This is a genomic window from Lacinutrix venerupis, assembly GCF_001971745.1.
Taxonomy (GTDB): domain Bacteria; phylum Bacteroidota; class Bacteroidia; order Flavobacteriales; family Flavobacteriaceae; genus Lacinutrix; species Lacinutrix venerupis.
In genome coordinates, this window is the sequence record NZ_CP019352.1 from 1,929,267 (window position 1) to 1,953,434 (window position 24,168).

General features: G+C 30.2%; 22 protein-coding genes. 10 read left to right on the forward strand and 12 right to left on the reverse strand.

The window, feature by feature from the left end:
• Positions 1-23: 23 nt before the first annotated feature.
• Positions 24-2,093, reverse strand: coding sequence for a S9 family peptidase (locus BWR22_RS08685; protein WP_241828198.1), 2,070 nt, complete (start codon positions 2,091-2,093; stop codon positions 24-26).
• 138 nt (positions 2,094-2,231) lie between these two features.
• On the opposite strand from BWR22_RS08685, the gene BWR22_RS08690 reads away from it, so the two are divergent.
• Positions 2,232-2,555, forward strand: a complete 324-nt coding sequence (locus BWR22_RS08690; protein ID WP_076733297.1) for a YbaB/EbfC family nucleoid-associated protein — start codon at positions 2,232-2,234, stop codon at positions 2,553-2,555.
• 141 nt (positions 2,556-2,696) lie between these two features.
• Here BWR22_RS08690 and BWR22_RS08695 read toward each other — a convergent pair whose 3' ends face one another.
• Positions 2,697-4,928 (reverse strand): OmpA family protein, encoded by a 2,232-nt coding sequence (locus tag BWR22_RS08695; protein ID WP_076733298.1) that lies wholly within the window; start codon positions 4,926-4,928, stop codon positions 2,697-2,699.
• A 214-nt stretch (positions 4,929-5,142) separates the two neighbouring features.
• Entirely contained in the window at positions 5,143-6,162 is a 1,020-nt protein-coding gene (locus BWR22_RS08700) for a threonine aldolase family protein (protein ID WP_076733299.1), read from the reverse strand.
• A 155-nt stretch (positions 6,163-6,317) separates the two neighbouring features.
• On the opposite strand from BWR22_RS08700, the gene prfB reads away from it, so the two are divergent.
• The 3 genes from prfB (at position 6,318) to BWR22_RS08715 (ending at position 10,414) form a co-directional block, all read left to right on the forward strand.
• Positions 6,318-7,428, forward strand: a protein-coding gene (gene prfB, locus BWR22_RS08705) for a peptide chain release factor 2 (protein WP_156875589.1) whose coding sequence is annotated in 2 segments (ribosomal slippage) — positions 6,318-6,380 and positions 6,382-7,428 — 1,110 coding nt in all. Because the reading frame shifts where the segments join, the coding sequence is not laid out codon by codon here.
• A gap of 12 nt (positions 7,429-7,440) precedes the next feature.
• Complete coding sequence (gene arsC, locus BWR22_RS08710; protein ID WP_076733300.1) at positions 7,441-7,782, forward strand: arsenate reductase (glutaredoxin); 342 nt, start codon at positions 7,441-7,443, stop codon at positions 7,780-7,782.
• Between the two features lie 112 nt (positions 7,783-7,894).
• Positions 7,895-10,414, forward strand: a complete 2,520-nt coding sequence (locus tag BWR22_RS08715) for an outer membrane beta-barrel family protein (protein WP_076733301.1) — start codon at positions 7,895-7,897, stop codon at positions 10,412-10,414.
• A 166-nt stretch (positions 10,415-10,580) separates the two neighbouring features.
• Here BWR22_RS08715 and BWR22_RS14425 read toward each other — a convergent pair whose 3' ends face one another.
• The 3 genes from BWR22_RS14425 to BWR22_RS08725 all read right to left on the reverse strand — a co-directional run bounded on the left by BWR22_RS14425 (position 10,581) and on the right by BWR22_RS08725 (position 12,732).
• Positions 10,581-10,754, reverse strand: a complete 174-nt coding sequence (locus tag BWR22_RS14425; protein WP_170148497.1) for a hypothetical protein — start codon at positions 10,752-10,754, stop codon at positions 10,581-10,583.
• Positions 10,755-10,869: 115 nt separating this feature from the next.
• Complete coding sequence (locus tag BWR22_RS08720; RefSeq protein WP_076733302.1) at positions 10,870-11,847, reverse strand: mechanosensitive ion channel family protein; 978 nt, start codon at positions 11,845-11,847, stop codon at positions 10,870-10,872.
• Between the two features lie 72 nt (positions 11,848-11,919).
• Positions 11,920-12,732, reverse strand: a complete 813-nt coding sequence (locus BWR22_RS08725) for an alpha/beta hydrolase-fold protein (RefSeq protein WP_076733303.1) — start codon at positions 12,730-12,732, stop codon at positions 11,920-11,922.
• A 122-nt stretch (positions 12,733-12,854) separates the two neighbouring features.
• Here BWR22_RS08725 and BWR22_RS08730 point away from each other — a divergent pair, with 122 nt between their 5' ends.
• Positions 12,855-13,820, forward strand: coding sequence for a lipid A deacylase LpxR family protein (locus BWR22_RS08730; protein WP_076733304.1), 966 nt, complete (start codon positions 12,855-12,857; stop codon positions 13,818-13,820).
• Positions 13,821-13,968: 148 nt separating this feature from the next.
• On the opposite strand, the gene BWR22_RS08735 is transcribed toward BWR22_RS08730, so the two are convergent.
• On the reverse strand, positions 13,969-15,006 hold the full coding sequence (locus BWR22_RS08735; RefSeq protein ID WP_076733305.1) for a sensor histidine kinase: 1,038 nt from the start codon (positions 15,004-15,006) through the stop codon (positions 13,969-13,971).
• Positions 14,997-15,584, reverse strand: a complete 588-nt coding sequence (locus tag BWR22_RS08740; protein ID WP_076733306.1) for a response regulator transcription factor — start codon at positions 15,582-15,584, stop codon at positions 14,997-14,999. The genes BWR22_RS08735 and BWR22_RS08740 overlap by 10 nt, the downstream gene beginning before the upstream one ends.
• Positions 15,585-15,800: 216 nt before the next feature.
• On the opposite strand from BWR22_RS08740, the gene fumC reads away from it, so the two are divergent.
• On the forward strand, positions 15,801-17,198 hold the full coding sequence (fumC, locus tag BWR22_RS08745) for a class II fumarate hydratase (protein WP_076733307.1): 1,398 nt from the start codon (positions 15,801-15,803) through the stop codon (positions 17,196-17,198).
• Positions 17,199-17,380: 182 nt separating this feature from the next.
• On the opposite strand, the gene BWR22_RS08750 is transcribed toward fumC, so the two are convergent.
• The gene (locus tag BWR22_RS08750) at positions 17,381-17,959 is read right to left on the reverse strand and encodes a Crp/Fnr family transcriptional regulator (RefSeq protein ID WP_076733308.1); all 579 of its coding nucleotides are present in this window, start codon (positions 17,957-17,959) and stop codon (positions 17,381-17,383) included.
• Between the two features lie 175 nt (positions 17,960-18,134).
• On the opposite strand from BWR22_RS08750, the gene BWR22_RS08755 reads away from it, so the two are divergent.
• A complete protein-coding gene (locus BWR22_RS08755) occupies positions 18,135-18,419 on the forward strand; it encodes a hypothetical protein (RefSeq protein WP_076733309.1) in 285 nt (94 codons plus the stop codon).
• Between the two features lies 1 nt (position 18,420).
• On the forward strand, positions 18,421-19,656 hold the full coding sequence (gene hutI / locus BWR22_RS08760) for an imidazolonepropionase (protein ID WP_076733310.1): 1,236 nt from the start codon (positions 18,421-18,423) through the stop codon (positions 19,654-19,656).
• A gap of 73 nt (positions 19,657-19,729) precedes the next feature.
• Here hutI and BWR22_RS08765 read toward each other — a convergent pair whose 3' ends face one another.
• Positions 19,730-20,617, reverse strand: a complete 888-nt coding sequence (locus BWR22_RS08765) for a chromosome partitioning protein ParA (protein WP_076733311.1) — start codon at positions 20,615-20,617, stop codon at positions 19,730-19,732.
• Between the two features lie 126 nt (positions 20,618-20,743).
• On the opposite strand from BWR22_RS08765, the gene BWR22_RS08770 reads away from it, so the two are divergent.
• Positions 20,744-21,748, forward strand: coding sequence for a formimidoylglutamase (locus tag BWR22_RS08770; RefSeq protein ID WP_241828199.1), 1,005 nt, complete (start codon positions 20,744-20,746; stop codon positions 21,746-21,748).
• Complete coding sequence (locus BWR22_RS08775; RefSeq protein ID WP_076733313.1) at positions 21,738-22,202, forward strand: GNAT family N-acetyltransferase; 465 nt, start codon at positions 21,738-21,740, stop codon at positions 22,200-22,202. Before BWR22_RS08770 ends, BWR22_RS08775 begins: the two co-directional genes overlap by 11 nt.
• A 34-nt stretch (positions 22,203-22,236) precedes the next feature.
• Here the strand turns inward: BWR22_RS08775 and BWR22_RS14350 are convergent, their stop codons facing one another.
• Together BWR22_RS14350 and BWR22_RS08780 are read right to left on the reverse strand one after the other, a co-directional pair.
• Positions 22,237-22,410 carry a hypothetical protein gene (locus BWR22_RS14350; protein WP_156875590.1) on the reverse strand — a complete coding sequence of 58 codons (174 nt, stop codon included), beginning with the start codon at positions 22,408-22,410 and terminating at the stop codon, positions 22,237-22,239.
• Position 22,411: 1 nt separating this feature from the next.
• Positions 22,412-24,160, reverse strand: coding sequence for a hypothetical protein (locus BWR22_RS08780; protein ID WP_076733314.1), 1,749 nt, complete (start codon positions 24,158-24,160; stop codon positions 22,412-22,414).
• Between the last annotated feature and the right edge of the window lie 8 nt (positions 24,161-24,168).

Consider the following 24,168-nt stretch of genomic DNA (forward strand, 5'->3'; position numbering starts at 1 on the left):
TGGCAAAAATAAGCATTTTTTTTTTAATGGTCAATTCCTTCTAAATCAAATAGAAACGCATATTCTAATGCAACTTCTTTTAAACTTTCAAATCGTCCTGAAGCACCACCATGTCCTGCTTCCATATCTATATGAAAAAGTAACTTATTATTGTCTGTTTTTAATTCTCTTAATTTTGCAACCCATTTTGCTGGTTCGAAATATTGTACTTGAGAGTCATGCAATCCTGTTGTTACCAAAAGATTTGGATAATTTTTAGAAACCACATTATCATAAGGTGAGTATGATTTCATATAATCGTAATATTTCTTTTCGTTTGGGTTTCCCCATTCATCATATTCTCCTGTAGTTAAAGGTATGGTATCATCTAGCATTGTAGTTACAACATCTACAAATGGTACTGCTGCAATTACTCCTTTATATAATTCTGGATTAAGATTAATTACAGTTCCCATTAATAAACCTCCTGCACTTCCGCCCATTGCATATAAATGCTCTGGAGATGTGTAATTTTCTTCTATTAAAAATTTAGAACAATCTATAAAATCTGTAAAAGTGTTCATTTTAGTTAATAACTTGCCATTTTCATACCATTCTCTCCCTAAATACTCTCCTCCTCTTATGTGTGAAATTGCATAAATAAACCCTCTATCTAATAAACTTAATCTTATAGTTGAAAAATAGGGATCTATAGTTGAACCATAAGATCCGTAAGCATATTGAAGTACTGGATTTTTTCCATTAAGTTTAATTCCTTTTTTGTAAACAATAGACATTGGTATTTTAACACCATCTTTAGCTGTTGCCCATATTCGTTTAGACTCGTAATTATCTTTATTAAATTTACCTCCTAAAACTTCTTGTTCTTTTTTTATTGTTTTTACTTTAGTTTTAAAATTATAATCAATAACAGAACTTGGTGTGGTTAAGCCATTATAGTTATAACGTAACTCTTCACTATTAAAATCTGGATTGTTACCTAAATTTGCTGTATAGGTTTCGCTATGAAATGGCAAGTAATAATCCTGATCTCCGTTCCAGCTAATAATTCTAATCTTATTGAGTCCGTTTAGCCTTTCGTTAACTACAAGATAATCCTTAAAAATCTCTATATCTTCTAATAAAACATCATTTCTATGAGGTAAAACATCTATCCAATTCTCTTTTGTTGTATTACTTTCGGGTGTTTTTTGTAACTTAAAATTAGTAGCATTGTCTTTATTTGTAACAATATAGAAACTATCATTATAGTGTGCTATGGAATATTCTAATTCACGAACACGTTCTTGGAATACTTTAAATTCTCCATCTGGATTATTTGCTTCTAAAATTCTATATTCTGAAGTTAATGTGCTCGACGAACCAATAACTATATATTTTTTAGATTTTGTTTTATATACAAATGAATTAAATGTATCATCTTTTTCATGATATACTAAAATATCTTTTGAGGTATCGGTATTTAATTGATGTTTGTATATTTTATCTGACCTTAATGTAACATCATCCTTTTTGGTATAAAACAAAGTTTTGTTATCATTTGCCCAAGTAGAACTTCCTGTGGTATTTTCAATTTTATCAGAAAACAACTCTCCCGTTTTTAGGTTTTTTATTTGAATGGTATATTGTCTTCTACTTACCGTATCTACGGCAAAGCTAGCCATTGTATTATCTGGACTTATAGCAATTCCTCCTAATTTAAAATATGAATAGCCTTTAGCCATTTCATTACAATCAAAAATCATTTCTTCCTCTGCTTGTAATGAGTCTTTTTTTCTTGTGTAAATTGGATAATCTTTTCCTTTTTCAAATTTCGTAATATACCAATAACCGTTTAATTTATAAGGAACCGAGCTATCATCTTCTTTTATTCTACCTTTCATTTCCTCAAATAATTCTTTCTGAAATATTTCGGTATGTTTTAAAACTGAACTAGTATATTCATTTTCTTTATTTAGATGATTAATAACATTTTCATCTTCTCTATCATTCATCCAGAAATAATTATCTATTCTAATATCTCCGTGTTTTTCAAGAGTTTTCTCAATTTTCTTTGCTATTGGAGGATTAACTGTTATTGTTGTTTCAGACATTTTTAAATTTTGTTTACAGGAAATAACAAAAATAAGCCATATAACTAAAACTGGTGTAATAATTTTCATAATAGATAATATTTTGGTTATTATAATTTCTATTTAATAAATTTGTAAAATACAATTTAAAATAAAATTATGTTTGGAGATTTAGCAGGAATGATGGGTAAACTTAAAGAAACCCAACAAAAAGTAGAAGACACTAAAGAAAGATTAAATACTGTTTTAGTAGACGAAAAAAGTAATGACGGATTATTAAAAGTTACACTAACAGCTAATAGAACTTTAAAAACAATCGCTATAGACGACAGTTTATTAGAAGATAAAGAGCAATTAGAAGATTATTTAATAATAACTTTAAACAAAGCTATTGAAAAAGCAACAAAAATTAATGAAGCAGAATTAGCCGCAGTTGCTAAAGACGGTATGCCTAATATACCTGGAATGGATATGTTTAAATAATTTATTTTAAACAATTATTAAAGCCTCCTAAAATTATGAAATTTTAGGAGGCTTTTTAATTTATATTACAAACATAACGTATAAAACAAAAAAAGAAGCCCGAAGGCTTCTTTTTATATAAATGAAATAAGAACTTAAATCTTAGTTAGCGTCAATTACTCTAAACTCTGTTCTTCTGTTTTGTAAGTGCTCTCTTTCTGTACAAGAAACACCATCTGAACATCTGTTAGCTAATCTAGCTTCTCCATAACCATTAGAAACAATTCTTGAAGAGTTGATTCCTTTAGAGATTAAGTAGTTAGTTACAGCTTGTGCTCTTCTTTCAGATAAAGATCTGTTAGATGCAGCTGAACCTCTAGAATCTGTGTGAGAAGCAATCTCTACAGAAACACCGTTTTGTAATACTGGTAATAAAACTTTATCAATTTCAGCTTTAGCCGATGGAGTTAAAGTTGCAGAACCTAAGTTCCAGTTTATGTTAAGACTGTTGTACTCAACTAACTTACAATCAACTTCTGCCCAAGTAGTTAAACCACCTTTTTTCTGTAAAACTTCTTTTGTTACAGTTTTATTTACAGCAGGAATAGTTACTTCATCTACTCTAGCATCGCTAGCTAATACTGTAGTTTTTAAAGTAGCTGTTTTTTGTGGTACTTCAATTACTCTAGTTGTAGGAGGAGTAGTCATTACTACACGCTTCATAGTTTTTGTTACAGCAGGAATATCTACAGTTCTTGTAGTTTCTGGAGTAAGTACAGTCTTTCTAATAGTTGTAGACTTAGAAGGTATATCGATAGCTCTTGTAGTTGGAGGTGTTGCCATTACAGTACGCTTCATTGTTTTTGTTGTAGCAGGAATTTCTGTTACTCTTGTTGTAGCAGGAGTTGCTAATACAGTACGCTTCATTGTTTTAGTTACAGCAGGAATTTCAATAACTCTTGTTGTTGGAGGTGTTACCATAACAGTTCTTTTAACCTCTTTAGTTACAGCAGGAATATCAATAGCTCTTGTTGTTGGAGGTGTTACCATTACTTGTCTAGTAACCTCTTTAGTTACAGCAGGAATATCTATTACTCTTGTTGTTGCTGGAGAAACTAATACAGTTTTCTTAATGGTCTTAGTTACTGCAGGAATAGGAATAGATCTTGTAGTTGAAGGCTGAGTCATTACTGTTCTTTTAACCTCTTTAGTTTCTGCAGGAATATCTATTACTCTTGTTGTTGCTGGAGTTGTAACTACTTTTCTAGTATAAGTTCCCATACCACAATCAGACTCGTTAGCATTAGCTGTATCACAACCAGGAGTTGTAATTACAGAAGCATCATTAGTTAAAACAGTAGTGTTTACAGTAATGTTTTGAGCTGGTACATTTTTATAACACCAGTATCTACAATCGTTAGGATCGCTAGAAGCACAATCTGCAGCAGGAGTATCACTCATTCCCCATTTAGCAGTTGCTGGCTTAGTTTCGATTACTTGGTAATCTGTAGAGAAACTTGCAGGAACAACTTTTAAAGTATTTCCATATTCTCTTTTCTTATAAGTTAAAGTTTCAGTTCCCCAAACAGCTGGTATAACTTCTAATCTTTGGCTAGCTTCTTTAACTACAACAGTTTCTGTTTCTGTTCCGTATTGAGCTGGTACAATTTCTATACGAGAAGATGCTGGTTGAACAACAACTTCTACATTCTCTGTTGCCCATTTAGCAGGAACAATTTCCATACGCTGTCCAGCTTCTGTAACAACAACAGTTTCTGTTCTTGTTTCATACTGTGCAGGTACAGTTTCTAATTTTTGGTAAGCTTCTTGAACAACAACAGTTTCTGTTCTTGTTTCATATTGTGCAGGTATTACTTCTAATCTCTGGCTAGCTTCTGTAACAACAACTTCAAAAGTTTCTGTTCCTAATTTTGCTGGTACTACAGATAAAGTTTGTCCTCCTTCAGAAGTTGTAACTTCAAAGTTTTCTGTTGCATACTTAGCAGGAATAACTTCTAATTCTTGGTATGCTGGCTGAATAATCATTTCCTCAGTAGTAGTCTCTGTTGAACCTGCTACTTTTTCAAGTCTTTGAGAAGGACCAGTTACAGTTACTTCAAAATTTTGAGTTTCATATTGTGCAGGTACTACTGATAATTCTTGACCAGCAGATTGAACTACTACTTCAACATTTTCAGTTCTGTACTGTGCAGGTACTACTTTTAATTTTTTGTAAGCTGGAGCAACTTGGATTGTTACATCTTGATTTACCCATACGTCTGGCGTAACACAACGCTTATAACATTTACCTGGATCAGGATTTGTTGGTAAATCTTGTGCAAAAGCGACTGTGCAGATTACAAAAGATAAGATTGTTAGTAATGCTTTTTTCATTTTTTTGATAATTTTAATGGTTATTTAAAGATTATTTTGAACTTAAAAATAATTAAGCCCACGTTCTAATTTCGGGTAAAATTAATTGTTATCAAACTTTAACTATATTTAATTATACGATTTTACACGATAATTCGACGAAATGCAAAAAACTCCGTTTAACATTTATTTAACATTTTTTTTAACATAAATAAAAGCAATAATACTGTGTGTATTAAAGGTTTAATAAAATGTTTAATAAACTCTCATGCATTTTTAAGTTATAATCTAAATGCGTTACTATCCTTAATTTACCTTGTCCCATATTACTAATAAATACATTCTTAGTTTTTAAAGTTTCCAAAAAAACATCATCTGAAAATCGATTATTTAAGGTAAATATTACAATATTAGTTTCAACCTTCTCAACCTTATCTACATAATTTACTTTATTTAAAACCAATGCTATTTCTTTTGCTTTTTTATGGTCTTCTTTAAGCAAGTTAATATTATTGTCTAGTGCATATAATCCTGCTGCTGCAAGAAAACCAACTTGCCTCATTCCGCCTCCAAAAATTTTCCTTATTCTTATAGACTTTTCCATTAGTTTTTTATCTCCAACTAATACGGAACCAACTGGGCATCCTAATCCTTTACTAAAGCACACAGAAATAGTATTAAAAATTTCACCATATTGTTTAGCGGTTTCATTTTTTTCTACCATAGCATTCCATAATCTAGCGCCGTCTAAATGGTAACCTAAGTTATTGGTTTCACAAACTTTTTTAATTCTTTTTAACTCTTCTAAATCCCAGCAAGCTCCTCCTCCTTTATTTGTTGTATTTTCTACAGCTACTAAAGTTGTTAAAGGACTATGGTAAAAATCTGGTGGGTTTATAGCAGCTTCAACTTGTTTAGCTGTAAACATACCTCTTTCACCATCCAATAATTTACAACTTACTCCACTATTAAAAGATGCTCCTCCACCTTCATAATTAAAAATATGTGCATATTTATCGCAAATTACTTGGTCTCCAGGATTGGTATGTAATTTTATAGCTGCTTGGTTTGCCATAGTACCACTTGGAAAAAATAGTGCATGAGGCTTCCCAAATAATTTAGCAACTCTTTCTTCAAGCTTATTTACAGTCTCATCTTCCTTATACACATCATCTCCTACTTTAGCTTGCATCATTGCCTCTAACATGCCTTTAGATGGTTTTGTTAATGTGTCGCTTCTTAAATCAATTTTCATTATTTCTTTTTAAAAGTTTATAATAATCAATACTCAGCAAATATAGTATTGGTTTAGTCTATGTTTTAAATTTATATGTCTAAATCTATAAAATAAGTGAGCAATAATTTCTAATTCGTTGTATAAATTCTATTTTTGTTTTAAACACTTATATAATGATAACACAAGATCAAATAAAAGATCTCTCACAACGCCTAACTAAGTTAAGGCAATATCTTTGACATAGATGCTAAACTTATAGAAATTAGTAATGAAGAAGAACAAACCTTTTCTCCTGATTTCTGGAACGACTCTAAAGCAGCCGAAATTATTATGAAGTCTCTTCGAGAGAAGAAAAAATGGGTTGAAGACTATAAGTCTGCTAATACCTTTGTTGAAGATTTAGAAGTTATTTACGATTTTTTTAAAGAAAACGAAGCCACTGCTACAGATGTAGAAAGCAGGTATACAAAAGCGCAAACCATAATTGAAGATTTAGAGTTTAAAAATATGCTTTCTGAAGAAGGAGATGGTTTAAGCGCTGTGCTTCAAATTACTGCGGGAGCCGGTGGAACAGAAAGTTGCGATTGGGCACAAATGCTTATGCGTATGTATTTAATGTATGCAGAAAAAAATGGTTTTAAAGTAAAAGAACTTAACTTTCAAGAAGGTGATGTTGCAGGTATAAAAACTGTAACCATAGAAATTGAAGGCGATTATGCTTTTGGGTGGCTTAAGGGTGAAAATGGTGTACATAGGTTAGTACGTATTTCTCCTTTCGATAGTAATGCAAAGCGCCACACTAGTTTCGCTTCGGTTTACGTATATCCATTAGTAGACGACTCTATAGAAATTGAAATTAATCCAGCAGACATAGAGATTGTTACTGCTCGATCTAGTGGCGCAGGAGGACAAAATGTTAACAAAGTAGAAACTAAAGTACAATTAACACATAAACCTACAGGTATTCAAATTTCTTGTAGCGAAACTCGATCTCAGCACGATAACAGGTCGCGAGCTATGCAAATGTTAAAATCGCAATTATATGAAATAGAATTGCAAAAACAACTAGCTCAACGCGAAGACATTGAAGCTAGTAAAATGAAAATTGAATGGGGAAGCCAAATTAGAAACTACGTTATGCATCCATATAAATTGGTAAAAGATGTTCGTACTGCTCACGAAACTGGCAATGTTGATGCCGTTATGGATGGAGATATTACACCATTTTTAAAAGCATATTTAATGATGATGGGACAGCAAACAACAGAAACAGATCAACTTTAAATATTTAAAATAATGATTAAAATTTACCATAATAACCGTTGCAGTAAATCTAGAAGCGGATTAGAAATTTTAAAAAAATCGGGTAAAGATTTTCAAATTGTAAATTATTTAGAAAATATACCTACAAAAGCAGAGCTTAAATCAATTATTAATTTATTAGGCATTAAACCTATAGATTTAGTTAGAAAAAATGAAGCCATCTGGAAAGCTAATTATAAAAACAAAGAGCTTAACGACGAAATTATAATTAATGCAATGCTTGAAAATCCTAAATTAATAGAGCGTCCAATTGTTATAAACGATAATAAAGCAGTAATTGGTAGACCACCAGAAAACATATTAAATATTATTTAAATAAACTTTAAAGACTTCATAAAAATGAAGTCTTTTTTATTTTAACAAACCTTTAACCAATCACGTTTAAACCTTACGGTATTTTTGCAATCCTATTATTAAACCATAAGATATGCGCAAAATTATTATTACCAGTTTTTTAACCATTTTTCTATCCTTTTTTGCATTTGCTCAAAAAGAATTTACCGTTTCAGGTAAAATTTTTGAAGAAGGCACAAACATTCCGTTAGAATGGGCTACAGTTGTAGTAACAAACCCATCCGATGGTAAGATTGTAAACGGTGGTACAGCCAACGAAAAAGGAATTTTTAAATTTAACGTTAATGCTGGAACATATAATTTTTCTTTCGATTTTATAAGTTTTAAAAAGGTTACAATTAATAATAAAACCATAAGCGAAGATTTTAATTTCGGAACGATATATTTAAAAGAAGACACCACTACTTTAGAAGAAGTAGAATTAATAGCCGAAAAAACTACTGTTGAAATTAAACTTGACAAAAAAGTTTATAATATAGGTAAAGACCTTACTACAGCAGGAGGAACTGTAAGCGACGCATTAAATAATGTACCATCTGTAACTGTAGATGTTGAAGGCGCTATAAGTTTAAGAGGTAACGAAAATGTAAGAATTTTAATTAATGGAAAACCATCTGCAATGGCTGGTTTTGGAGACAGTAATATTTTAAGTCAATTACCAGCAGAAGCTATAGAACGTGTAGAGGTAATCACTTCTCCTTCTGCAAGATACGATGCAGAAGGTACTGCCGGAATATTAAACATAATTCTTAGGCAAAAAGAAACTTTAGGTTTCAATGGCTCTGTAACTTTAACAGCAGGAAACCCAGATAATGTTGGTGTTTCTGCTGCATTAAATTTTAGAAGAGAAAAATATAATTTGTTCTCAAACTTTGGATGGAGATATTTTGATGCTCCACGTACTTCTTTTTTAGATGTTAATTATTTTGATACCACAAATGATGATGGCACGATTAACGAACCTCAATTTAGAAGAATTATAGAAAATCAAGAAGTTGAGCGATTAAATAGAAATTATAATGCGAACATTGGTATGGAGTATTTTCTAGACGATACGTCTTCTATTACCGGTAGTTTATTTTATAATTTTGGTAGCGATGCCGATGTTTCTTTAAACGAAAGTGAGCGTTTAAATAACAATGTTATTGTTGAAGAAACTTTAAGAAGAGAAAAAGAAACAGAAAAAGATAATAGTTACCAAATTGCACTTAATTATGTAAAAACATTTGGTGATGATAGAGACCATAAATTAACAGTAGATTTTCAATACGAAAACGATAATGAAGATGGATTTACTTACCTAAACGAAGATTACGTTTTTACAAGTCAAACCAATCCAGAGGCATTTCAAATTGAACAAGAGTTTACAGACGAAAAACAAAAAGAATACTTAGTACAAGCAGATTATGTTTTACCATTAGGAGAAGATTCTCGTTTTGAAGCTGGTTACCGTGGTAATTTTGAAAACAGCGTTACAGATTATCAATTAGACCAAGAAAATTTACTTACTGGAGCATTAGAAATCAACGAATCTATTTCTAATATTTTTGACTATACAGAAAATGTAAATGCTATTTATACACAATACGGTTCTAAACTTGGTAAATTTTCATTTTTATTAGGATTAAGATTAGAAAACACTCAATTAAAAGGAAAAATTGACTCTCGTTTAACAGAACAAGAATTAAATGAAAATTTTGGTTTTCCTATAGATACAGATTTCGATAACAATTATTTAGGTCTATTTCCTACTGTAAACCTTATTTACAATCTTAACACAACAGAGTCTGGAGATGAAGAGAGTATTACTCTTGGTTATAACCGTAGAATAAATCGTCCTCGTGGATGGTTTATAAATCCATTTCCATCGCGTTCTAGTAGAACAAATATATTTCAAGGAAATCCAAATTTAAATCCTGCATTTTCTAGTACTTTTGATTTAGGATATTTAAAGCGTTGGGAAAAATTAACTTTAACTACATCTGTTTATTACCAACATGAAACCGATTCTTTCGAGCGTGTTCAAGAAAATACAGGACAGCAAACTACAGATGGTATTGATATTATTAGAACCATTCCTATAAACTTATCTACAAACAAACGTACTGGTGCAGAACTTGGTTTAATGTATAATCCTGAAAAGTGGTTACGTTTAAACTCTAGTGTAAACTTTTATCAGTTTGAAACCGAAGGAGAATTTAATGGTGTAGACTACGGCGCTAAAAACACAAGTTGGTTTGCTCGTTTTAGCTCTAAAGTATCTTTACCTTTAGAAATAGATTGGCAAACAAGTGCTTTTTATAGAGGAGCTGTACAAGATGCACAGTCTGATACTGATGGAATCTTTTCACTGGATTTAGCATTTAGTAAAGAAATACTTAATAAAAATGCCACTCTATCTTTTAACGTTAGAGACTTATTAAATTCAAGAAAACGTAAATCTACAACAACTACAGATTTCTTTGAGCGTTATAGCGAGTTCCAATGGAGACAACGCCAAATAAACGTGTCGTTAACTTACAGATTTAACCAAAAGAAAAAGCCACAAAGAAGTGGTGGATTTGATGGTGGTGACGATGAATTTGAAGGATAATATTCTTTAGCGCAACTAAGCGACAAAGCAATAAAATGTGACCAATTTTAAAGTGTAAAATACATATTAAAATTGGTCACATTTTTTTTATTTATTAAGATGATGACAACAAAAAAGGGAAACTTAATATTAAGTTTCCCTTTTTTTTATTCTTGTAAAAAGTTAATTAAGCATTACGCTTAGCCTTTTTTTCTTCTTTAATTTCGTTAAGACGTTCAATTAAACTTCCGCCAATCCAATAAGGAACTACAAAAGTTACTAAAAAAATCATTAACCAAAATCCTATGGTTAAGATAGTTAAGAATGCTAAAAAGCCTAAATATTGGTCGAATTCGAACATAATTATGTGTGTCTTGTTTTAAATATAAAGCAAATATAAGTTAAACTCTTTTTTTAAACAATATAATATTTGAAATTATTAACAGATTTATTAACCAAAATAATTTTTATAAAGCTTAAGATTTTTTCTTTTCTGCTAAATTTCTTTCTTCTAAATCTAAAATTCTATCTTTTGGATCTTTTTTTAACTTTAACGGTAAATCTTCTTGGCCACCGTACAATTTAATTTCGGTTATATTTCCTGGTAAAATAAATTTAGCTTCAATAAGTGCTTCTATTACTTTTTTAATTACTTCGCCACGCAGTACTCTAGAAGACACTCTATAATCTACGGTATGCACCCAAAAAAATACTTTTAAATTTATGGTACTTGGTCCTAATTCGTTTTCTATAACAAAACTTTCATGCTCCTCATCTTGTACAACACCATCATGGTTTTTTAAAATATTAATTATTATTGCTTTTACTTTTGCTATATCATCTTCATAACCAATACCAACAACAAATTCATTTCTATAAAAGCCATCTGCTGTATAATTTTCTACAGGCTTTGTTAAAACATCACTATTTGGTATATAAATATCTCGTCCATCACTAGTTTTAATGTGTGTATATCTAAAATTTAACGCGCGTACTTTACCAAAATGACTATCAATCATAATTGTATCGTTAACATTAAAAGGTCTGCTAAAAGCTAAAATAATACCAGCAAGAAAATTTTTACCTATATCTTGAAATGCAAATCCTAATACAATAGCTCCACCACCAACAGCCGTTAATAATCCTGTAGCAATACCATTAAGTCCTGCTACTTGTAAAGCAATTATTATGGCAATAGCTATTAGTGTTATTTTAATTGTTTGTGCTAGAAAACGAGCCATTAATGGATCTTCAGCTTGTTTTAAAAAACGTCTTTTGTAAAAATTTGTAATTAATTTAGATATTAAAATTCCTGCTACAATTATAAAAATTGCTAATGCTATTCTTGGCAAGGAAATTAAAAGTTTATTATAATAAGTATCTATAGAATTAATAATAACTTCTGTTGGGTTATTATCTTGGTATATTGGTAAAAGATTAAATAATAAAAACATTCTGTTTATGTATTAGTTACAGTAATTCTTTTAATATAGAATTTTTCTTTACATAAAAATAAAGATCCTCAATTAATTATTATTTAAACTCCAAATTAGGGCTTTCTCTTTAGTTGCTCTAAAAATGGTGTTATGCTTTTCGTTTGGCTCATCAGAATATTTATATATTAAATTTTCTGGCGCATTATCTTTAAAAATTTTATAAATGCTTCTTGTATGTGTAGAAATATCTTCGGTGTTAGAGCCTGCAAACCAAAGTTTTATTTCTTGTTCTGGAAATTCTTTTAAAAGTGAACTTGTATTTTGCTCTAAATAATGATTATTCCACCATAACGAAGGATCCATGGCTATATAAAAATTAAATGTTTCTGGTGTTAAAAAGAAAGTTTCCATAACAAATAATCCTGCTAAGGACTCTCCTATTATTCCTTTTCTATTTGTGGTTCTATATTTTGTGTTTATTTCTGGTATTAACTCATTAGTTATAAATAAGCGAAAGTTTTTTGCACCATCGGTTAACGGGCAATATTGTGCATCATCCATTACGCTAGAGACACCTGTTAAATCTCTTCCTCTTTCTGTATTTTCTATACCAACAAGAATTATTGGCGAAATTTTTTTATTGTTAATAAGCTTAGCTAAAGTATTAGCTATATGGTTAAAATCTTCTTTAATACCGCCATCTGGCATATATAAAACAGGAAAACTTTCATTACCTTCTTTGTAGCTTTTAGGTGTCCAAACATTAATCACTCTATCTTCATTTACCATTTTTGAAGCTATAACTATACTATCATGTTCTGGAATAGAATCTATATTTTCAGGTGTTTTTTTACACCCTAAAAAGAAAATAGAAAATATTAAAATTAGTAGCGATTTTTTCATTTTAGATATTTTAATAGAGGATAATAAATTATTTGAACTAAGATATATTTATTTTATGTACTATTTAAAATTCTCATAAACATTCTTAAAACTCTTTATAAATAAAATGCGTAAGTAATGTTATGAACAAACACCTAATAACACTACTTTTTTTATTTCTTACTATAGCTTTGGCAAATGCTCAAAAAATAGACAATATGGTCTCTTTTAGAGATATTAATAATAATTCTTATTTCAGAATTAATTACGAAAACGACTATTTTGCAGCTACCGATGAAAATTATACACAAGGCTACAACTTTGAAATGTTTTTAGACCGTTTAGAAAAAAATCCAATAAACCATCTCTTTTTTACACCAGAAAATAGCTTGACTAAATATGGCTTATCTATAGAACATATTGGTTTTACACCTAACGATTATGCAAGTGAAGACATTCAATTTGGAGACCGTCCTTTTGCCTCTGCCATAATGCTTAAAAGCATGCAAATTACAGTAAATACAGAAAATAAAACACGATTTACTTCCTCTTTTAATTTAGGGCTTATAGGTCCTGGCGCTTTTGGTAAAGAAATGCAGGTTGGAATCCATAAATGGACAGGAAACAAAATACCTAAAGGCTGGAAAAACCAAATTAAAAATGATGTGGTAATTAATTACGAATTAGGTTTCGAAAAGCAAATTTTAAAATACAATAACTTGTTATCGCTACAACTTATTACTAATGTAAAAGCTGGTACTTTATTTACAAATGCTTCCGCAGGTTTTAATACAACTTTTGGTATTATAGATGCACCATTTGCTGCGAAAGAAAATAGAAAAAGAAACTTTAAACTGTATGCCTATTTTCAGCCAATGGCTTCTGTAATTGCTTACGATGCAACATTGCAAGGCGGATTATTTAATACCAAAAGCCCATACACCATTTCTAATAATAATATTAAAAGACTAACAGCACAATACCATTACGGTATAGTACTTAAAACAAAAACTTTATATTTTGAATATTCTCGTGCAGCTATTACACGCGAATTCTCCACTGGAAGCGCTGCTAAATATGGTGGTATAAAAATTGGATTTACTTTTTAAGAAAAGTTTTTAAGTTAGCTTATCGTGTTTGTGTATGATTAGTGGCGTGTTTAAGTACCTAATTTAGCAAATAAAAACCGAATAGAAAATCCGCGAGGATTTTCGTAAGTAGCCTAGAACCAGCCATTAATTATACACGGTGTTGTGGTTAGTATTTTTTTAGTCTAATTATAAATTCATTATCTGCAAATCTAAAACCATTTAAATTTTCAATATCCTTTCCTGGTTTCACGTCAATAGAAAATCCATTTAATTCCAACATTTGTTTAATTCTCCACATTCCAATTCCTTCGCCATCTTTTGATGTTTTTTTTGCTTCATTTCCAGAAAATCCTTCAATGAAAAGTTTAGAATATTCAGATTCCTCAATAAATAAACTAGACATTTTGAAATGAACAAAAATGTCCTCATTTACTTCATTAAATGTTATTTCAACTGTCGATTTTGGTCTAACGTATTTTGAAGCATTTTCTATTAAATGATATAGTGCGACTTGTAATGATTCATAATCACAATTAATTGAGCTTCTACATTCTCCAACATTAACATAAACTTCCTTGTCTGAAAAATCTATAAAAAATGAGTGTAAAACATTCATTAGGACTTTATGAATTGGATGTTTTCTTTTTTCTAAAGTTGGATTAGCTCTATCTAGTTTTCTATAAATAGAAAATTCAGATTTCATATGAATATTGTGTTTCGCTAACCTTAAAAACATAAGAGCTGTTTCCTTTGGATTATTTTTTACTATTTCTGATATTCTTGGTATTTGGGCATTAAAGTCAGAAGTTAGAATTTCTTGAGGGACTAAATCATAAATTTCTTGAATGTTTTTAGCATTAATGGTCGTTAGATTATGAACTAAACGGTTTACACGTTTTTGTTCTTTAAGTTTTAAGTTAGTTTCAATTGCCTCAATTGGTAGATTTAAATCATAATACGCATATGACAAAGCGTCTAACTTGCCTTTAAATAATTTTGTGGTTTTTGTACTAGCACAACAAAGAAATGTAGTTCCGTTTTTGTTTATAATTTTCCCATTTCGTCTTTTAGTACTATATAATGGACAATCAATTACTCTTCCTTCGTAATCTGTTTTTTCATAACATTTTTGACATTCATCTGTTAAATTTGAAGCAATATTTTTGTCGTTGAAGTTGGATACAGAGAAATGATTTATTGACATAATGTCTCAATTAAGTTAACAAATTGGTATGGTTCTGCATCTTTTGAAAGACAATCATCTACTTCTCGCAAAGCTCTATGAAACCTATCTCCTTTTGTTTCGGATGAGTAAATAACGATTTTCTTTTCTGGATATTTTTTCTTTAATGCCGAAGCTAAACCAAGACCTTGGTCTTCAAATAATGTTTTTCCCACGCCATTAATATCAACAAATATTATATCCGCTTCTTTGGCTTTATAATCATCTAAATCCGTAATATCTTTTGTTGATTTAGTATTTTTCCAACCAGCTTTCTTTAAAATGGAAACCATTTTGAATTTAGTATGCTCATCATCTACGAACAAAATCCTAGTATTATTTTTAGATTCATTATTTCCATTTCCGTTTTTTTGTTTTTCATCCGATGATTGACTGGTAAGATTATTATGTATCGTGATTGAATTTTTATTTACATTTTTATTGTCCTTTTTAGAATCTGAATTCTTCTTTTGAACAAATTTGTCTATAATAAAAAATAGAGCTGTTACACCAATTCCTCCAAAAAGCCATTCGTAATTATTCTTTAAAAATTCAATCATATTTCTTCAATGTTTATTGTTTAGTGATATTAACCACAATGCTTCGTTGATATGAAATCGTTTTAATGTTTTATATCAAACGATAAGCTAAGTTAGTTTTATAAAATTTTATAATCAAGTTCAACTTGCTTAAAGCTATAAAAACTTATAAACATAGGTTTAAGAAAATCAATCTAAATTTTGTAATTTTACAATCCTAAAATAAACCAAAATTTCATGGAATACAGAATAGAAAAAGATACAATGGGCGAGGTTAAAGTACCTGCTAATAAACTTTGGGGAGCACAAACCGAACGTTCAAGAAATAACTTTAAAATAGGAACGCCTGCCTCTATGCCATTAGAAGTAGTTTACGGTTTTGCATACCTTAAAAAAGCTGCTGCTTTTACTAATGCAGAGTTAGGTGTTTTAAATAACGAAAAACGTGATTTAATTGCACAAGTTTGCGACGAAATTTTAGATGGTAAACACGACGACCAATTTCCATTAGTAATCTGGCAAACAGGTTCTGGAACGCAGTCTAACATGAATGTAAATGAGGTTGTGGCCAACAGAGCGCACCAAATTGCTGGAAAAGTAATTGGTGAAGGTGAAAAAACTATACAACCTAACGACGATGTTAACAAATCGCAATCGTCTAACGATACATTTCCTACAGGCATGCACATTGCTGCCTATAAAAAAATTGTAGAAAATACGATACCTGGCGTTATAAAATTAAGAAATACACTTAACGATAAAGCGCAGGAATTTAAAGATGTAGTTAAAATTGGGCGTACGCATTTAATGGATGCTACACCACTAACTTTAGGTCAAGAGTTTTCTGGTTACGTATCGCAATTAGATCATGGTTTAAAAGCCTTAGAAAACACATTGCCTCACCTATCTGAATTAGCTTTAGGAGGAACAGCCGTTGGTACTGGTTTAAATACACCTAAAGGATACGATGTTTTAGTTGCTAAATACATTGCAAAATTTACAAACTTACCTTTTGAAACTGCCGATAATAAATTTGAAGCTTTAGCTGCACACGATGCTATTGTAGAGTCTCATGGTGCTTTAAAACAATTAGCAGTGTCTTTAAACAAGATTGCTAACGATATACGTATGATGGCTTCTGGACCACGTTCTGGAATTGGAGAAATTATTATTCCTGCAAACGAACCAGGAAGTTCTATTATGCCAGGAAAAGTAAACCCAACACAATGTGAAGCTTTAACTATGGTTTGTGCACAAGTTATGGGTAACGATGTTGCAATTACTGTTGGAGGTACACAAGGACATTACGAGCTTAATGTTTTTAAACCTATGATGGCTGCAAACATTTTGCAAAGTGCACAACTAATTGGTGATGCTTGTGTAAGTTTTGAAGAGCATTGTGCTGCTGGTATACAGCCAAACCACGATGTTATAAAAGAATTATTAAATAACTCGTTAATGTTAGTAACTGCTTTAAATACCAAAATAGGATATTATAAAGCTGCCGAAATTGCAAATACTGCGCACAAAAACGGTACAACTTTAAAAACTGAAGCTGTAAACTTAGGTTACGTTACTGCTGAAGAATACGACGAATGGGTAAAACCAGAAAATATGGTTGGTGGTTTAAAATAATTTTAACACCAAATTTTAATTAAAAAAAACCGATTAGCATTACGCCAATCGGTTTTTTATTTTTAGTTAGTTATTTAAATTTTTAAGGGAATTTTTTTTAACTGATACAAGTTTAATTAAATACTTTTATTAAATCATTAACATATGTTAATACCATAAAAATAATTGTTATAGCTAAAACTTTAAAGCGTAGCTCTAATTCTACTTAACTGTACCGGTGTTATACCAATTGTGGCAGCTATTTGGTATTGAGGTATAATATTATCTAAATCTGGAAGACGCTCTCTTAATAAAAGATAGCGTTCTTTTGCACTATTAGATGTAAACTCTAAAAAGCGCTCTCCTCCTTTTAATACTAAGTACTCTAAAAATTTACTATAAAATGTCATTAATTTTAAGTCCTTTTTGCAAAGGTTGTAAAATGTTTTAAAATCAATTTCAAAAACATGAGATTCTGTAAGAGTTTCGTAAATTAAATTGTTTGGTTCGTTTTTAATTAAAGCTTTAAATGGTGCAAAAAACATAAACGCATTAAATAAATTAGTAGTAACCTCTTTACCACTAGAAAGTGTAACATAAGACCTTACAACACCATGAGTAATAAAATAAATTTTTTGTGGAATAGTACCATAATCAAGAAGCTTATCTCCTTGTTTAAAGGTTTTTAACTTTGCTATATTATATAAAACATCAAACTCTTCTTCTGTGAGTTTTTGAAACGAATTTATGTACTCATGTGCTTCCTTATAGTAGGTTCTCATATAGTATTTTTAGAAAAAAGAATTGGGTATCTATTTCTGGTTCAACAATTACAGTTGAAATGTATCAATATATATTTTACGAAATTTAATTTTTCGTTATAAACATAACATTAAACGTTGTAAAACTTACAAAAAATTATTATTCAGCCTTATGCATTTTATCTATATTTGACCTATGATTTCAATATTAAACAACCCTAAAAACAATATTATTGCAGTAATTATTGTAGAAATAATTACGCTATCAATTTCATTTTCAGCAGACTACTCTGGAACTGGAATGATAGCTGTTATTTTAAAATGGATACCAGCTTTAATTGGTATAACTACACTTATACTCTATTTTGTATCTCGTTTACTAATAAAAAAATACAATTGGATAGTTACCATTATAGGAATAATTTCTATGTTTATTGCAGCCTATAATCTTTACATAACCGATTTTTCTCAAACAGTATAATATGCCTTTATTAATAAAAAACATTAAAGAATTACTACAAATTAGAGAACCAGATATTTTAAAGATTTCTGGTGCAGATATGAAAACTCTACCAACAATTAAAAATGCATATCTGTTAATAGAACACGATACTATTGTAGATTTTGGGAGTATGGAAAACTGCAATTACAGCGATATAGACCAAGTTATAGACGCCACTGGAAAAATAGTATTACCAACATGGTGCGATTCTCACACGCACATTGTATATGCTGGAAATCGTGAACAAGAATTTGTAGATAGAATAAATGGCTTGTCTTACGAGGAAATTGCAAATCGTGGTGGTGGTATTTTAAACAGTGCAAAAACATTAGAAAACACAAGTGAAGAAGACTTGTACAAACAGTCTATAGAACGCGTTAAAAAGGTTATTAAACTAGGTTCTGGAGCATTAGAAATAAAATCTGGTTATGGCTTATCTACAGAAAATGAAATTAAAATGTTACGTGTTATTAAGCGTATAAAAAAAGAATTTCCAATAAAAATAAAAGCTACATTTTTGGGAGCTCATGCTTTTCCAAAAGAATTTAAAGATAACAAACAAGGCTATTTAGACTTGATTATTAATGATATGTTACCTAAAATTGCTAAAGAGAATCTTGCGCATTATGTAGATGTTTTTTGCGAAAAAGGTTATTTCTCGTTAAATGATACCCAACAAATTCTTGAAGCTGCAAAACAGTATCACTTAACACCAAAAATACATGTTAATCAATTTAATGCATTTGGAGGAGTCGAGTTAGCTGTAAAACACAATGCTTTAAGTGTAGACCACTTAGAAATGTTAAATGAAAGCGATATTAATGCTCTTAAAAACAGTAATACTATGCCTGTTGCTCTGCCTTCGTGTTCTTACTTTTTAAGCATACCTTATACTCCTGGCAGGCAAATTATTGATGCTGGATTACCTTTGGCATTAGCTACAGATTTTAATCCTGGTTCTACGCCATCTGGTAATATGAATTTTGTGGTTAGTACCGCTTGTATAAAAATGAAATTAACTCCCGAAGAAGCTATAAATGCTGCAACTATTAATGGTGCTTATGCTATGGGAATTAGTAATCAATACGGAAGTATTACAAAAGGAAAAAAAGCAAACCTTATAATTACAAAACAAGTACCTAGCTATAATTATTTACCATATGCGTTTGGAGAAAACAATATTGATCAAGTTATTATAAACGGTACGCTATATTAATATTAACTATTTTAAAATAAAAACGCCTGAAAACTTTCGTTTTCAGGCGTTTTTAATATTGTATTATTTACAATTACTTCATAGTAAATTGAGAACTTGTAACTAACTCGTTACCATTAAAAACGTTTACTTTATAAGTACCTTTTTCAAAATCGTCTTTTTTATCCTTTTTTGCAATGTATTCGCAAATTGGTAAACTTTGGTTTTCGTAGTTAAACTTACTCACTAAACTATAGTTTAAAGTTTCTTCACCAAAAGCAACCTGCTCATTTGCTCCTAAAATATTGTTTTTTGGATCTATTACCTGAACAAATAATTCCTTATCTCCAGCTTGTACTAATTTATTTTTAGCGACTGTAAAACATACTCTAATTTTATCGCTACGTCTTGCACGTTCTGTAGGAATTAATTTTCCAGAAGTACGCTCTATAACACCAGAAACATTCATACTATTTGCAGATAATACAGCTGCGCTTTCAACAACATCTGCTAATGCTGTATTTTGTACTAAAAGAGAATCTGTAAACACAGAACGTTCTACTAATTGAATTTTTGTACTATCTAAAGTTGTAGCTAACATTTGATTTTCAACCTTAAGTTTATCATTCTCAGTTAAGATATAATCCATTTCTTTTTGTAATGATAAATACTTCTTTTTGTATCTCCATAAACTCTTAACGTTAGTTTCAGATACTTGTAAAGAATCTATTAAACCTTGGATACGTTCTTTAGCTTCAACTAAATTTTGGTTAACAATGGTATTGTCATTCATGGCAACATCATATTGTGCCATCATTTGATTAAGCTCATCTAAAACCTTTGTTTTTTCACTTATTAATACTTTTTCATTTTCTTTTTTCTCTTTATATAAAGAAGAAGAAAATACGCCTAATCCTATAAATAAGGCGATTGCAATTCCTAGAGCTACTTTTAAGCCTGTGCTTGCTGCGTTATTTGCCATAATTGTTTAATTTTTTAGAGATTTAAATAATTTTATTTTAATTGATAAACTGTAAATTATTTACTTTTAAAACATTAATTTTAATTTTTAAACATTGTAATACACATTATGAATAAACTTATTTTAATGTCCAAATCTAAAATCGAAGAACTTGTTACTACACGTTCTGGTGAAACTAAATTTGGTGAAAAAGTAACTTTACTTCCATCAATTACAAATATATACGAAGACTTAATAAATTTAGACGTTAAGTATGTTTTAATTGGTTTACCCGAAGCTATTGGTGTCTTTGCAAACTACGGTAAAATAGGGACTAGCAAGGCTTGGGAGGCAACAATTAAAGTTTTGTTAAATACACAAAACAGCGTTTTAAACCAAGCAAAAAAAATGTGTGTTTTAGGTTATTTAGATTTTACTAAAGAAAACGAACAGCTTTTAAAATGGGATCAAAAAAATGAAAAACATATAAAAAAAGCACGAGCATTAGTTGAAGAAATAGACAAAGAAGTATCTAACCTAATATATAACATTGTAAGAGCAGGTAAAATTCCTATTATTATTGGTGGTGGTCACAATAACGCTTACGGCAATATTAAAGGTACTTCGTTGGCTTTAGAAAATAAAATAAACGTTATTAATTTTGATGCGCATACAGATTTTAGAGTAATTGAAGGTAGGCACAGTGGTAATGGCTTTAGTTATGCTTATAATGAAGGATTCCTAAACAGGTATTTTATTTTTGGAATACATAAAAATTATAATTCGGAAACCGTTTTAAACAACGCTCTTAATAGCATAGAAAATATTAAGTACAATACATTTGAAGCTATAGAAATTGAAAAAAGCTCAAAATTTAAATCTGAAATAAAAAAAGCTTTAGAATTTGTCTCTAAAGATAATTTTGGTATTGAAATAGATTGCGATGCCATAGCAAATATACCTAGTAGTGCACAAACACCTTCTGGGTTTTCTGTAAATCAAGCAAGGCAATTTGTACACTTTATGGGTAGCCATAAACATGCTAAATACCTTCATATTTGTGAAGCTGCTCCAACTAAAAAAACAGCAGCTCAAGTTGGAAAACTTATCTCTTATTTAATAACCGATTTTTTAAGAGCTAATGGAAATTAAAATTATTCCTTTCGAAAATAAATATTCAAAAGACTTTTATAACTTAAATATAGAATGGTTAAAAAAATATTTCTATGTAGAACCTTTTGATGAAGAAGTATTATCTAATCCTTTAGAATATATTATAAATAAAGGTGGTTATATTTTTTGTGCAGAAGTTAATAATATAATTGTTGGTACGTATGCATTAATGCCATTACCAAAACAAAATGCTTTTGAATTAACTAAAATGGCTGTTTCACCTAATTTTCGTGGACAAAAAATAGGTCAGAAATTACTACAGCATTGTATTAAATTTGCTAAAGCAAATAATTTTAATAGACTACTACTCTACTCTAGTCGTAAGTTAGAAAATGCCATATATCTCTACAGAAAATTTGGTTTTAAGGAAATTGAAGTTGAGAATAATTGTCCTTATAAACGTTGTGATATTAAAATGGAATATTTTTTATAAAATTATGAATAACCAATAGTAAAAAGAGATATAGTTATTCCCTATTTTTATTATGATTACGTATTGTTAAAAGCATTGAAATAATAACCAATACACTAGATAGAATACTTAACCAAAAGCTTTTATCAATTATATCTGTTGCAGCTATTTCAAACACTATTAATATTGCACTAGCAACTATTAAAAATACAGGTAATTTCTTTTTCATATTATAAATTTTTCAAAGAGTCTAACTCTCGTTTTAAACGCTGTATTTCTTCTTCTTTTTTAAGTTGTTTTAAAGAATCTACTTGACGTTTTAATTCTTCAACAGATAACTCATTTTCACTTTCCTTGTCAATAGGATTTATAGTAACATTTTCTAAATTATCGCCAACCACATCAATAATTTTGGTGTCTTCTACAAAATACTCTTCAATACCTTCGCTAGAGCGCCAAGCTTCGTTTAATTGATTGTAAACTTCTTTTTCCCAACCACTTGGATGTTTTACATCTATCCATACAACATCACGATATTCACTATCTATTAAAGCTAAATCTGGTGTTGCAGAACCATCAAAATTATCTGATCCTTCACGAATTGCTGCTATTGTTCCTAAAAAAAACAATCGTTTTCTTCCTGCAATGTCTTTAATATATGGCCTAAATTCTACTGGTTTATTTACAGACCAATCAAACTCCTTACGAGATTCAATTACTTTTAAAGGCATCGCAGAAACGCCTGCATATCCTTGTTTTTTTGCTGCGTGATCGTAGTAGTATAATTTATCTGTTCCATCGGCAGGAATAAAAACACTGTATGTTAAACTGGTACGCTCATCGCCTACTGGCTCTAAACCAAACCAATGGTATAAACCGCTATAAGCGTCTATTTTGGTATCTTCAAAATTAAAATCTGTTACAAATGGTTGCTGGTTTTGGTCGTCTGCTAAATCTGGAATTTTAACTGCGGTTTCCATATTCCATGGTAATGGATCACTAAAACCACCTAAAAATTTAAGCGATTCTGCTTGAAGTCTTGACACTTTTTCGGCTAATGTATTTTGCTTTGTTAGGTATGGATAATTTTTCATTTCCTCTGGAGCAATATATTCTCCTTTACCAATTGTTATACGCTCTAAATAATCGCTTGCATCATGCTCACCGTTTTCTATAACCATAACTCCTCCAAAACTTGGATACGGAAAAAAGAAACCTTTCCATTTTATTAAACTCACCACTTCAACCCATTGGCCAGTATCGTTTTTCATGTAATAGGTATCGCTTGGCTCATAATTTACAAGCATCCAAGGATTAAAACGTTGCACAACGGCATTGTAAGTGTTTCTGCTAAATTTTAAAGATTCGCCAATAGAAAACGTTACTGGTATTCTATTTTCGTTAGAAAAACGCGGAAATGGTGTTGTACTTGAAACGGCAAAAACCTCTTCGGTATTATCGCGCATACCTTGCCAGTAATACTTTTCGGTAGGTTGTATTGCCATAGTCCATTTATTTTCTCCATCAACTCTTACTAAATGTGGCAACGAAACATCTTTAGTTTCACCAACACTTTCATTACCCATAGAATGGATGTTTTTTAACGGTTGTATGCGTTCGTTTTGCGTTAGTGGCAAATCGTGTATTTCAACTTTATTTAAATCGTTAAACACGTTATAGGTTTTCATATAATCATACAATTCCATCTTCCAACCTACAAAATATAAAGCGCCAAAAAATACTGCTAGAATGGCTAGTATTAATATTCGTTTTCCTGTTTCGGCTTGCTTTCTAAATGTTTTTAACCCAAAAAACAACACGATAGCACAAAGCAATATGATGAAAATAAATTTTCTAATAAATAGTAATGCTGGTTGATAATCGTCACGCATAAAGAATAATAATGCTATAATTATTATACTTAGTATAACGACAATTCGTTTTTGTTTTCCGCCTTTATTCCAGTAATTTTTTATCATAATATTTT